The 12,271-nt window shown below is 68.3% G+C and carries 11 protein-coding genes; 2 read left to right on the plus strand and 9 right to left on the minus strand.

What is annotated here, in order from left to right; all coding sequences use genetic code 11:
* Positions 1-190 precede the first annotated feature (190 nt).
* The 8 genes from fusA to HNR73_RS25865 form a co-directional block, all read right to left on the minus strand.
* Positions 191-2,290 (minus strand): elongation factor G, encoded by a 2,100-nt coding sequence (gene fusA, locus HNR73_RS25830; protein WP_184790216.1) that lies wholly within the window; start codon positions 2,288-2,290, stop codon positions 191-193.
* 154 nt (positions 2,291-2,444) lie between these two features.
* Positions 2,445-2,915: a 30S ribosomal protein S7 gene (gene rpsG, locus HNR73_RS25835; protein ID WP_184790217.1), complete on the minus strand. Its 471-nt coding sequence runs from the start codon at positions 2,913-2,915 to the stop codon at positions 2,445-2,447.
* Positions 2,916-2,917: 2 nt separating this feature from the next.
* On the minus strand, positions 2,918-3,292 hold the full coding sequence (gene rpsL / locus HNR73_RS25840; RefSeq protein WP_184790218.1) for a 30S ribosomal protein S12: 375 nt from the start codon (positions 3,290-3,292) through the stop codon (positions 2,918-2,920).
* Positions 3,293-3,769: 477 nt separating this feature from the next.
* Complete coding sequence (locus HNR73_RS25845; protein ID WP_184790219.1) at positions 3,770-4,579, minus strand: DUF4190 domain-containing protein; 810 nt, start codon at positions 4,577-4,579, stop codon at positions 3,770-3,772.
* A 4-nt stretch (positions 4,580-4,583) separates the two neighbouring features.
* A complete protein-coding gene (locus tag HNR73_RS25850; protein WP_184790220.1) occupies positions 4,584-4,949 on the minus strand; it encodes a hypothetical protein in 366 nt (121 codons plus the stop codon).
* Between the two features lie 108 nt (positions 4,950-5,057).
* Positions 5,058-5,531 (minus strand): hypothetical protein, encoded by a 474-nt coding sequence (locus HNR73_RS25855; RefSeq protein WP_184790221.1) that lies wholly within the window; start codon positions 5,529-5,531, stop codon positions 5,058-5,060.
* On the minus strand, positions 5,528-6,391 hold the full coding sequence (locus tag HNR73_RS25860; RefSeq protein ID WP_184790222.1) for a hypothetical protein: 864 nt from the start codon (positions 6,389-6,391) through the stop codon (positions 5,528-5,530). The genes HNR73_RS25855 and HNR73_RS25860 overlap by 4 nt, the downstream gene beginning before the upstream one ends.
* 227 nt (positions 6,392-6,618) lie before the next feature.
* The gene (locus HNR73_RS25865) at positions 6,619-6,930 is read right to left on the minus strand and encodes a hypothetical protein (RefSeq protein WP_184790223.1); all 312 of its coding nucleotides are present in this window, start codon (positions 6,928-6,930) and stop codon (positions 6,619-6,621) included.
* 198 nt (positions 6,931-7,128) lie between these two features.
* Between HNR73_RS25865 and HNR73_RS25870 the strand changes: the two genes are divergently transcribed.
* Complete coding sequence (locus HNR73_RS25870; RefSeq protein WP_184790224.1) at positions 7,129-7,374, plus strand: helix-turn-helix domain-containing protein; 246 nt, start codon at positions 7,129-7,131, stop codon at positions 7,372-7,374.
* Between the two features lie 572 nt (positions 7,375-7,946).
* Entirely contained in the window at positions 7,947-8,213 is a 267-nt protein-coding gene (locus tag HNR73_RS25875) for a LuxR C-terminal-related transcriptional regulator (RefSeq protein ID WP_184790225.1), read from the plus strand.
* Positions 8,214-8,369: 156 nt separating this feature from the next.
* On the opposite strand, the gene HNR73_RS25880 is transcribed toward HNR73_RS25875, so the two are convergent.
* A complete protein-coding gene (locus tag HNR73_RS25880; RefSeq protein WP_184790226.1) occupies positions 8,370-12,263 on the minus strand; it encodes a DNA-directed RNA polymerase subunit beta' in 3,894 nt (1,297 codons plus the stop codon).
* Between the last annotated feature and the right edge of the window lie 8 nt (positions 12,264-12,271).

The following is a 12,271-nucleotide window of genomic DNA, read 5'->3' on the forward strand; positions in this document are numbered from 1 at the left end:
CCGACTCCGACCCTGGCACCAACCCGTTTCGGGGTCGCCACCGGGGTCGAAGCCGGTCGGTCGAACGCTTACTTACTCGCCCGTGGCCTTGGCGATACGGAGACTCGCCTAGCGGCTCGTTTCCGTATCGAAACCCGCGATGCTCTGCTTATTGATCATCGCGAGTCTCCGGGTGGGTTCGCCTAGCGGCTCACTCACCCGTCGCTTTCGCGATGATCTCCTTGGCCACGTTCGCCGGCACCTCGGCGTACGAGTCGAACTGCATGCTGTAGCTCGCCCGGCCCTGGGTCTTCGACCGCAGGTCGCCGACGTAGCCGAACATCTCGCTGAGGGGGACCAGGGCCTTGACGGTACGGGCGTTTCCACGCTCGCCCATCTCCTGGACCATCCCGCGGCGGGAGTTGAGGTCTCCGATGACGTCACCCATGTTCTCCTCGGGAGTGGTGACCTCAACGGCGAACATGGGTTCCAGCAGTGCCGGGTCGGCCCTGCGGGCCGCTTCCTTGAGCACCTGAGCGCCGGCGATCTTGAAGGCCATCTCCGAGGAGTCGACCTCGTGGTACTGACCGTCGAGCAGCTCCAGCTTGATGCCCACCAGCGGGTAACCCGCGAGGATGCCGTACTGCATCGAGTCCTGGGCACCGGCGTCGATCGACGGGATGTACTCCCGCGGGATCCGGCCACCGGTGACCTTGTTCTCGAACACGTACGTCGGACCGTCGCTGGTCATCTGCAGGGGCTCGATCGCCACGATCACTCGCGCGAACTGACCCGAACCACCGGTCTGCTTCTTGTGCAGGTACTCCACCTTGTCGACCCGCTTGCGGATCGTCTCGCGGTAGGCCACCTGCGGCTTTCCGATGTTGGCCTCGACGTTGAACTCGCGGCGCATGCGGTCCACCAGGATGTCCAGGTGGAGCTCGCCCATACCGGAGATGACCGTCTGGCCGGTCTCCTCGTCGGTCTTGACGCGGAAGGTCGGGTCCTCTTCGGCGAGCCGCTGGATCGCGGTCGACAGCTTGTCCTGGTCGGCCTTCGACTTCGGCTCGATGGCCACCGAGATGACGGGCTCGGGGAAGGTCATCGACTCCAGGATCACCGGGTTCGCGCTGTCGGACAGCGTGTCACCGGTGGTGGTCTGCTTGAGACCCTGGACGGCGATGATGTCACCGGCCTGCGCGAACGTGCGCTCCTCGCGCTTGTTCGCGTGCATCTGGTAGATCTTGCCGACGCGCTCCTTGCGGTCCTTGGTCGAGTTGATGACCTGGGTGCCCGGCTCGACCCGGCCCGAGTAGACGCGCACGTACGTCAGCTTGCCCAGGTGCTTGTCCGTCTGGACCTTGAAGGCCAGGCCGGAGAAGGGCTCGGTGACGTCCGACTCGCGCTTGTCGGGGGTCTCGCCGTCCATCTTCGTACCGGTGATCGCCGGGACGTCGATGGGCGCGGGGAGGTAGTCGATGACCGCGTCGAGCAGGGGCTGAACGCCCTTGTTCTTGAACGCGGTACCGGTCAGGACCGGGTTCGCCTTGCCGGCGATCGTGGCCTTGCGGATCGCGGCCTTGATCTCGGCGGTCGACAGCTCCTCACCTTCGAGGAACTTCTCGGCGATCTCGTCGTCGAGGTCCGCGAGGCCCTCAAGGAGCTTCTCGCGGTACTCGGCGGCCTGGTCGGCGAGCTCGGCCGGGATCGGCTCGATCTCGTAGTCCTCACCGATCTGGGTCTCGCCGCGCCACACGAGGGCGCGCATCTCGACCAGGTCGACGACTCCGATGAAGTCCGCCTCGTTGCCGATCGGCAGCTGGAGGACGAGGGGGTTGGCGCCGAGGCGCTCCACCATCATGTCCACGCAGCGGAAGAAGTTCGCACCGGTGCGGTCGAGCTTGTTGACGAAGCACATCCGCGGGACGTTGTACTTGTCCGCCTGACGCCAGACGTTCTCGGTCTGCGGTTCGACACCGGCGACACCGTCGTACACGGCGATCGCGCTGTCGAGGACGCGCAGCGACCGCTCGACCTCGACCGTGAAGTCGACGTGGCCGGGCGTGTCGATGATCTGGATGGTGTGGTCTTTCCAATGGCAGGTGATGGCGGCGGAGGTGATGGTGATACCACGCTCCTGCTCCTGCTCCATCCAGTCCATCGTCGCGGCGCCGTCGTGCACCTCGCCGATCTTGTACGTGATGCCGGTGTAGAACAGGATCCGCTCAGTCGTCGTCGTCTTACCGGCATCGATGTGCGCCATGATGCCGATGTTGCGGAGCTTCGCCAGGGCGCTGTCGGCCTTAGCCACTGTCTTGTCCTGATTCTCTAGTCGTGTAACTCACTGGCCGCCCACTACCAACGGCTCGGTCAAATCTCTGATCGCGCTCGCCGTTGGCGTGGGCCCTCGGTATGCGCCGAGGACGACACGAGTATGCCGCTCGCGTACGCGAGCGGCGACTCGTTTACCAGCGGTAGTGCGCGAAGGCCTTGTTGGACTCGGCCATCTTGTGGGTGTCTTCGCGACGCTTGACAGCGGCACCGAGGCCGTTGCTGGCGTCGAGCAGCTCGTTCATGAGGCGCTCGGTCATCGTCTTCTCACGACGGGCGCGGCTGAAGACAACCAGCCAGCGAAGCCCGAGCGTGGTCGCACGAGACGGACGGACGTCGACCGGCACCTGGTAGGTCGCGCCACCGACACGGCGGCTGCGGACCTCAAGGGCGGGCTTGACGTTGTCGAGGGCGCGCTTGAGCGTGACGACCGGGTCGGTCTCGCTCTTGGCGCGGGTGCCCTCAAGGGCGTTGTAGACGATGCGCTCGGCGAGCTGACGCTTACCGCGCACCAGGACCTTGTTGATCAGCTGAGTGACCAGGACCGAGTGGTACACGGGGTCGGCGGCGAGCGGACGGCGCGGAGCCGGGCCTTTACGAGGCATTGTTAGCTCTTCTCCTTCTTCGCGCCGTAGCGGCTGCGGGCCTGCTTGCGGTCACGAACACCCTGGGTGTCGAGCGATCCGCGGACGATCTTGTAGCGGACGCCGGGAAGGTCCTTCACACGGCCGCCGCGCACGAGCACGATCGAGTGCTCCTGCAGGTTGTGCCCCACACCGGGGATGTAGGCGGTGACCTCGAAGCCGCTCATGAGGCGCACGCGGGCGACCTTGCGGAGCGCCGAGTTCGGCTTCTTGGGGGTGGTCGTGTACACACGCGTGCACACGCCACGACGCTGGGGGCAGCCCTTGAGCGCCGGGGTCTTGCTCTTACTCGCTTTGGCCTTGCGGCCCTTACGGACCAGCTGCTGGATCGTTGGCACCGGGTTTCTCTTCTCCCTTTGGCTCCTCATGGCATCCTGCCGGAGCCGAGCCGTCTACTCCTGGTTGTTTCGATCTCGCCTGTCTTGTGCGGGCTCGCACCGGCTTGTCGGTGCTTGTCCGCCCCCCGCGCTCGGGCGTGTCGCCTTCGCGCACCTCAAGCCGTTCTTCGCACTCGAAGTCTTGGGGTTACGCCGTGCCTCACCCGAGGTGGTGCACGCGCGCGAACCCGGGCACAGGGCCCGGGCACAAGGGGGAAGCGTACCCACCATATGGTCGGCGGGTCAAAGCGGACTCGCGAACGTCATGAGGAGTGCTCAGGCTCACCTCGGCGCTCGGGTGACCGCTCGTTTCACCCCTGCTGTGTAGCTGTTGTGTTTCTCCTTGTCGTGATGCCGCCTTCGCACCAACACGAGAGCACACCGCAGAACAGCATAGCGCCCGGCGGCCCCGGGCATCCACCAGGGGTCGCGTCGCGGTCACCGGCCGCGTGGGGACTCACTCGACGTCGGGGACGGGCCGATCGGCGGGTTGTCGGACTGCCCCGGTTCGTCGGAGAAGGCCGCCACGGCCAGGATCATCATCACCGTCAGCAGGAACCCCACGCCACCGAGGACCATTCCCGTGATGGCCGTGCCCCTGCCGGTGTACTCGCCGCCGGAGGCCTTCACCTGCCGCATGCCGACGACTGCCAGCGCCAGTGAGGCACCGCACAGGAAGACGGCGAGGACGGTGAAGGCGACGCCGAAGACGGTGTCGAACATGATCCCGACGCACCCGACGGCGATGGCCGCGAGGATGCCGGCCGAACCGGCGAGCACCCCGCCGATCGCCGGGCCGGAGTGGATCGGCTTGATCTGGGGCAGCATCAGCTGGTAGCCGCCTCCGGCGGAGCCGGGCGCTATCCGGCCGGTGTAGCCGTAGGGCATGGTCGGGCGGCCGATGCGCGGCGGGACCGGCGTCGGGGCGCCCATGGGCTGCTTGACCGGGGGCACCGGCGGTAGCAGCGGGTCCTGCCGCGGGCGGGCCGGCGGGGGCGGGCCGCCGAAGATCTCGGGGCCGGGGACCGCGGTGACCGGGGCCGTTTCGGGTACGAAGCCGTCGGTGCGGGGCTCGGCGAGGGCGTCGAAGTCCTCTTCACGGGCGCGTTTGGCCGCGAGCCACTCCGGCGAGCCCGGTTCGAAGGAGCGCCGGGCGGCCTGGGCCTCGGGGCGCTCCTCGGGCGCGGCGAAGGGGTAGGAGCTCGGCTGCGGCGGCTGCTCGTCACGCCGGTCGGGGGAGTCGGTCACCGCATCAGTCCACATCGGAGGGGAAGTCGTTCCCGGCGGGGCCGCCGCCGGCCACCCCGATCCGGCTGACGAGCCACAGCAGGAGCCCGAGGAGGACCGCGGCCACGGCGATGAGCAGTGCCAGCTGCGCCAGCCACCGGCCTCGCCTGACCCGGGCGCTGCCGGTCAGGAAGCCCTGGGAGGCGACGATCTCGGCCTCGGCCTGCCCCGCCAGCCGAAGCGCCAGCACGGCGGGGATGACACCGCCGATGAACGGCGCCGTGATCACCGCGACGACGGCGAGCGCCAACGCGGTCACCGCCTTGGTGGACGGCACCGGGTCGGGATCGCGGGGGTCGCGGATCTCGGCGGACGGAAGCTGCGGCTGCACTCCCCCATCATGCCCGGCGGCGGCGACCGGGTTGAAGGGATGGGAGGACTGGGGTGAGGGCGGGGGTTGTACCGGGGCACGGCGAGGGCTCGGCTCACCGCCTTGCGCTCACCCGCACTCTCCGCCGAAGTACAGCCCGACGGCTCGCCAGCCGCCTTCGCGGGGACGCAGTACGACGGTGACGAGCGTCGTCGGCCGGTCGGGCGGTGGGCCGGTGGCGGCCGTCCCGTCGGTGTGCGTGTCGCGCTGGGCGTCGAAGTCGACGCACGAGGCCACGGCCCAGCCCGTCCCGCGCTGTTCGGCTCCGGCGGGGGTCCGGGTGACCGGGCCGACGGTCACCTCGTCGCGTGCGGCCTTCTCGCGCATCGCCTGCCGCAGGCTCGTCAGGAGCGGGTCGGCGGCGACGGTGTCGAGCGCTTCGCCGTCGGCGGTGGCCTGGGCCTCGGACCAGGCCGTCCAGTAGGCGGCTTCGGCGGTGGCGACGTCGGCCGGTGGGGTGGGCGCGGTGGCGGGTGGCGCGGCGGAAGACGCGCAGGCGGTGAGCGCGAGCAGGGCCGCGATCACGAGGATCGCGGGCCTCATGTCCGCTCCCCCACGATCGCGCGTGCGCGTTGAAGCTCCGCGGCGAGGGCGGTTTCGACGACGGCGAGCCGCGTCTGCTCCCGTGCGGCCAGTGCGGCCTGGTACCCGTTGAGCAGCCCGAACCAGACTCCCGCCAGCCCGGTCTCGTTCTTGCACGCCACGTCCGCGCTCGCCAGGGTCTTCTCGACTTTCGTCACCGTCCGTGGCCAGTACTGGAACCGCGCCTCCCCCGGGCCGGCGTACTCCCAGCCCCGCGTCGCCATGCAGGCGCTCCACGCGCCAAGGGCATCGACGGCCCTCGGGTCCGACGCGACGGCTTCCTCGGCGGCCGCGCCCAGCTCGGCCACGACGCCCAGGTCCGGAGGCGGCCCGAAGGCGCGGTCGGCTTCGGCGGCGCACCCGCCGTCGGGGACGCCGTCGGGTGCCGGCTCACCCGGGTAGGCGCCGAGGTAGGCGACACGTTCCCCCTCGGGCATCCGCCGCGACTCGGCCGCGCGGCGGTCGGGCGGTGCGCGGTAGCCGTGGGCGGCGGCGTGGCCGGCGTCGAGCAGGCCGATCGACATGCCCGACTCCCAGGGCCTCGGCTCCGGCGGCGGGCCGGGCCGCCAGCCGGGATGACCGAGGCGGGTCATGCACGCGGCGGCCAGGACGTCGCGGGCCTCGGCGACGAGGCGCTCGCCGTCGAGGTCGTGCCGGTAGGCCGCCAGGGGCAGGGCCCCGGCGGTGTCGGCGGGGATTTCGCCGCCCGGGGACAGTGACGGGCGCGGCAATGGTTCGGCGGCGGGTTCGGAAGCGCAGCCGGCCAGCAGAAGGACCAGTGCGATCAGGGAATTCGCCGGGCGTTCGAGACGGAGTCGCATGATTGTCATCCTCGTGGCGCAAGACGATTTATTTCGCTCGCGGAAAGGTCTCCGTGGCGTACATTTCCCGCCCTCGCGAGTCGCCGTGATCGCGCAGTGGGAATGCGCGGATCGCGGGGGCGGGCGTGCCTTTCGCGTCGGTTTCGGTGATCAGTGCTAAACGGGGATCTGTGGGCGGTGAAAACGGGTGCGCGCCCATAGCGCCGGGCGCGCACCCGCGTGGTGTTCTAGCAGTGCGGGATGCCGCCGTCCCACCAGATCACCGAGTCGTGCGAGTAGCCCGTGACGCCCGTGGTGCGGTTGCGGTGGTAGTTCCACTCACCGTTCCAGCAGTACACGTCGGCGCCCTGGCCGATGTACCCCAGGCCCAGCGGACCGCCGGTGCCCAGGCCACGCCAGATCCTGGCGCCGTTGACGCTGTAGTCGCCGGAGTTGGCGATCGCCGGGCCGGCGACCCCGATCGACGCGACGGCGATGAGCCCGACCGCAAGGGCCTTCAGCCCTGGTTTGGACGGTAGAATCGCACGCAGTTTCCCCATTAGGCGCTCCTTGTGAGTAGGGGAACGACGGTCGCGGCGTCGCACCGCCGCGGCCGTTCTCTGGATACGTTCCAAGCTACGTAACGACCGCGATCAATTCAAGGCCGTACCTCAAGCTGACGGATTCCCGCCATTGCCACGGTTTCTTCTTTGTGTCATCCTCCCCATGACGAGCAAGGAGACCGAGGGGGTTTTCGGATGGTGGAAAGGGCAGGTCAGCGGCCCAACCTGAGGCAGCTGCGGATCTTGCTCCTGCTGTCGCAAGGACACACCGACCAACAGATAGCCGAGCAGCTCTACCTGGGGATACGCACGGTTGAGCGGGAAATCGGCCGCCTCATGGAGATGTCGGGGACCCGGACGCGCTTCAGTCTGGGCGCGGCCGCCTCCCGCCTCGGCTGGCTGCATTCGCCCACGGGGGCGGCGAGCGGCCGCACACTGTGACCGAGGTCATAAGCAAGGGGCCTATTCGAACAATTAAAGAATTGCCGGACTAAAGCATTGAACGAACGAAGGGCCTCGTGCGAATTGTCGTACGGGGCCATTTCATTCGCCGGGGAACAATGGCCGGAGCCGGCGTCGAGAGGCACGGGCGCGATCGGCGCGGCCGCCGCGCGGGTAAGAATCCGGCCGCCTCGCGGCTTCCGGGCCGGGCGGGGCACGCCAGGAGGCCCGCGGCGCCCCTCCCCGCCGCCGCGAGCCCCTGACCTCGCGAGCCGCCGACCGCGCTGCCCCCTCGCGGCGGCCTTCGCGTCCCGCGACGACCACGCTAGGCGCACGCCCCGGCCCGCCGGGAACGCTTCCGCGGGAGCTGGCGCATAGCCGCCAGAAAGCACCGGTGCTTACATTCAAATACTTCGATGGTGACGGGTAGTTGACTGTTTTCGGCCGCACCCAGGCTGTATTCGGTGTTGTGCCGGGCTCGTGACCATGGGATTATCCGCCACGGTGGGGCGCAATTACCGATCCGGCAGCCATGATGGGATCGGTGGATCGCGGGATACGGGGTGAGAAGGATGTGGGGTGTCACTGCGGCGGCCACGGTCGCACGCGGGCAGGAACCCGGTGAGCGGCAGAGCTTCAGGGAAGGGGTGCGGCTCAACGAGAGGCAGACGCTCATCGTCGGCATGCTGGCCGAGGGGGCGTCCGACACGCAGATCGCGCGCCGGCTCTACATCGGCCAGCGCACGGTACAGCGGGAGGTCGCCGCGCTGATGGCGCTGGTCGGCGCGGCCTCCCGCTTCGCCCTCGGCGCCGAGGCCGCGCTGCGCGGCTGGCTGTAGGAGCACGGATACGCCTCAGGGCGCCCCTCCCGAAGGAGAAGGCGCCCTGAGGATCGTCGGGGTCGTCGGGGTCGTCGGGGTCGTCGGGGTCGTCCTAGAACGTCCCGCCCGTCGCAGCGGATCCACTCACGCGAACCCGCCGCGATGGCGGTGGTCCTAGAACGTCCCGCCGATGTCGAAGTCGTCGAGCGGAACCGCGGCCCCGCCACCGGGACCGAAGCCGAAGCCGCTGGGCTCGTCGTACCCGGACATCGAGTAGACGCGCGCCTTGGCCTCCTCGGTCGGCTCGACCCGAACGTTGCGGTACTTGGCGATGCCCGTACCGGCCGGGATGAGCTTACCGATGATGACGTTCTCCTTGAGGCCGACGAGGTTGTCGCCCTTGGCGTTCATCGCGGCCTCGGTGAGCACGCGGGTGGTCTCCTGGAAGGAGGCCGCCGACAGCCACGAGTCGGTCGCGAGCGACGCCTTGGTGATCCCCATGAGCACCGGACGGCCGGAGGCCGGCTCCTGGCCCTCGGAGACGATGCGGCGGTTCTCGGTCTCGAAACGCGCGCGGTCGGTCAGCGAGCCCGGCAGGAACTCGGTCGCGCCGGAGTCGATGACGGTGACGCGCTTGAGCATCTGCCGCACGATGATCTCGATGTGCTTGTCGTGGATCATCACGCCCTGCGAGCGGTAGACCTTCTGCACCTCGTCCACGAGGTGCATCTGCACCTGACGCGGGCCGAGGATGCGCAGCAGCTCGTGCGGGTCGACGGTGCCGACGTGCAGCTTCTCACCGACGTTGACGTGACCGCCCTCGTGGACGTTCATGCGCACACGACGCGAGACCTTGTCGTACACGACCTCTTCGCCGCCGTCGTCCGGGACGATGATGATCTTGCGCGACTTGTCGCTGTCCTCGATGCGGATCCGTCCGGCGACCTCCGCGATGGAGGTCTTGCCCTTCGGGACACGCGCCTCGAAGATCTCCTGCACACGCGGCAGACCCTGCGTGATGTCGTCACCCGCCACACCACCGGTGTGGAAGGTGCGCATCGTCAGCTGGGTACCGGGCTCACCGATCGACTGGGCGGCGATGATGCCGACCGCCTCGCCGATGTCGACGCGCTGACCGGTCGGCATCGAGCGGCCGTAGCAGGCACCGCAGACACCGATCGCGGACTCGCAGGTGAGGACCGAGCGGACCCGGACCTCGATGACGCCGTTGGCGACGAGCTCGTCGATCATCGGCGCCGACAGGTCGGTGCCCTCCGCGACGATGACCTTCCCCTTGGCGTCGGAGACGTCCTCGGCGATGGTGCGCGCGTAGACCGCGGTCTCGGCGTGCTCGTGCTTGATGATCGAGCCGTCTTCGTGCTTCTCGGCGATCGGGAGGCGGATCGCCCGCTCGGTACCGCAGTCCTCCTCGCGGACGATGACGTCCTGCGACACGTCCACCAGTCGCCGGGTCAGGTAACCCGAGTCGGCGGTACGCAGAGCGGTGTCGGCGAGGCCCTTACGGGAACCGTGGGTCGAGATGAAGTACTCCAGGACCGACAGGCCCTCGCGCAGCGAGGACTTGATCGGACGCGGGATGATCTCGCCCTTCGGGTTGGCCACCAGGCCACGGATCGCGGCGATCTGACGCAGCTGAAGCATGTTGCCTCGGGCGCCGGAGTTGATCATCTTCCACAGGGGGTTCTCCTGCGGAAGCGAGTGGTCGAGCTCCTTGGCGATCTCGTTGGTCGCCTTCGTCCAGATCTCGATCAGCTCGCCGCGACGCTCCTCGGCGGTCATCAGACCACGCTGGTACTGCTTCTCGATCCGCTCGGCGTCCTTCTCGTAACGCTCCAGGATCTCCGGCTTGCGCGCCGGCGGGACGACGTCCTCGATGCCGATGGTCACGCCCGACCAGGTGGCCCAGTGGAAACCGGCCTCCTTGAGCGCGTCCAGCGACGCCGCCAGCTGCACCTTGGGGTACCGCTCGGCGAGGTCGTTGACGATGTCCGACAGCTGGCCCTTGCGGACCTCGTAGTTCACGAAGCGGTAGTCGACCGGCAGGGTCTCGTTGAACAGGACCCGGCCGAGGGTGGTGTCGAGCACGAGCGGCGTGCCCGGCTCCCAGCCCTCGGGGCCTTCGAAGGCCGGCACGCCCGGACCGTTGTCGACCGCGTAGACCCCGTCGAGCAGGATCTTGATCGGCGACGCCAGGTTCAGCACACCCGCGTCCAGGGCCATGATCGCCTCGGCGAGCGAGCTGAACGAACGCCCGTTGCCGATCACGTCGTCGCGGCCGTGGGTCAGGTGGTACAGACCGATGATCATGTCCTGGGTGGGCATGGTCACCGGACGGCCGTCGGACGGCTTGAGGATGTTGTTGCTCGACAGCATCAGGATCCGGGCCTCGGCCTGCGCCTCGGCCGACAGCGGCACGTGCACCGCCATCTGGTCACCGTCGAAGTCGGCGTTGAAGGCGGTGCAGACCAGCGGGTGGATCTGGATCGCCTTGCCCTCGACCAGCTGCGGCTCGAAGGCCTGGATGCCGAGACGGTGCAGCGTGGGCGCACGGTTCAGCATGACCGGGTGCTCGGTGATGACCTCTTCGAGGACGTCCCACACGACCGGGCGCGCGCGCTCGACCATGCGCTTGGCCGACTTGATGTTCTGCGCGTGGTTCAAGTCCACCAGGCGCTTCATCACGAACGGCTTGAACAGTTCGAGGGCCATCTGCTTCGGCAGGCCGCACTGGTGCAGCTTCAGGCGCGGGCCGACGACGATGACCGAACGGCCCGAGTAGTCGACGCGCTTGCCGAGCAGGTTCTGCCGGAAACGACCCTGCTTGCCCTTCAGCATGTCGCTGAGGGACTTCAGGGGACGGTTACCGGGACCGGTCACCGGGCGTCCACGACGGCCGTTGTCGAACAGCGCGTCCACGGACTCCTGGAGCATCCGCTTCTCGTTGTTGACGATGATCTCGGGCGCGCCGAGGTCGATCAGCCTCTTGAGACGGTTGTTCCGGTTGATGACCCGGCGGTACAGGTCGTTGAGGTCGGAGGTCGCGAAACGGCCACCGTCGAGCTGCACCATCGGGCGCAGCTCCGGCGGGATCACCGGAACGCAGTCGAGGACCATGCCCATCGGCGAGTTGCCGGTGGTCGAGAAGGCCGCGACGACCTTGAGCCGCTTGAGGGCACGGACCTTCTTCTGGCCCTTGCCGGAGCGGATCGTCTCGCGCAGGGACTCCGACTCGTCGTTCAGGTCGAGGTTGGCGAGGAGCTCCTTGATGGCCTCCGCACCCATGCCGCCCTTGAAGTAGTCGCCGAAGCGGTCGTAGAGCTCGCGGTAGAGGAGCTCGTCACCGATCAGCTGCTTCGAGTCCAGCTTGCGGAAGGTGTCCATCACCTCTTCGAGGCGGTCGATCTCCCGCTGGGCCTTGTCGCGCAGCTGGCGCATCTCGCGCTCGCCGCCCTCCTTGACCTTGCGGCGGACGTCCGAGCGGGCGCCCTCGGCCTCAAGCTCGGCCAGGTCGGCCTCCAGCTTCGAGGCGCGCTTCTCCAGCTCGGAGTCGCGCAGGTTCTCCAGCTGGCGCTTCTCGGCGGCGATCTCGTTCTCGACCGTCGACATGTCGCGCGTGCGGGCCTCGGCGTCGACCGAGGTGATCACGTACGCGGCGAAGTAGATGATCTTCTCAAGGTCCTTCGGCGCGATGTCGAGCAAGTAGCCCAACCGCGACGGGACGCCCTTGAAGTACCAGATGTGGGTGACGGCGGCGGCCAGCTCGATGTGGCCCATCCGCTCACGGCGCACCTTCGCGCGGGTCACCTCGACGCCGCAGCGCTCACAGATGATGCCCTTGAAGCGGACGCGCTTGTACTTGCCGCAGTAGCACTCCCAGTCGCGGGTCGGGCCGAAGATCTTCTCGCAGAAGAGCCCGTCCTTTTCCGGCTTGAGCGTGCGGTAGTTGATCGTCTCCGGCTTCTTGACCTCGCCGTGCGACCACTGACGGATGTCCTCTGCTGTGGCCAGACCGATCCGAAGCTCATCGAAGAAGTTCACGTCGAGCACTAGGTTTC

The sequence above is a fragment of the Phytomonospora endophytica genome (assembly GCF_014202425.1).
Lineage (GTDB): Bacteria > Actinomycetota > Actinomycetes > Mycobacteriales > Micromonosporaceae > Phytomonospora > Phytomonospora endophytica.

Bases quoted from the DNA above. Each gene is read 5' to 3' on its own strand.
- HNR73_RS25860 (WP_184790222.1), bottom strand. From the start codon at position 6,391: ATGCGACTCCGTCTCGAACGCCCGGCGAATTCCCTGATCGCACTGGTC.
- HNR73_RS25875 (WP_184790225.1), top strand. From the start codon at position 7,947: ATGTGGGGTGTCACTGCGGCGGCCACGGTCGCACGCGGGCAGGAACCC.
- HNR73_RS25865 (WP_184790223.1), bottom strand. From the start codon at position 6,930: ATGGGGAAACTGCGTGCGATTCTACCGTCCAAACCAGGGCTGAAGGCC.
- HNR73_RS25870 (WP_184790224.1), top strand. From the start codon at position 7,129: ATGGTGGAAAGGGCAGGTCAGCGGCCCAACCTGAGGCAGCTGCGGATC.
- HNR73_RS25855 (WP_184790221.1), bottom strand. From the start codon at position 5,531: ATGAGGCCCGCGATCCTCGTGATCGCGGCCCTGCTCGCGCTCACCGCC.
- rpsG (WP_184790217.1), bottom strand. From the start codon at position 2,915: ATGCCTCGTAAAGGCCCGGCTCCGCGCCGTCCGCTCGCCGCCGACCCC.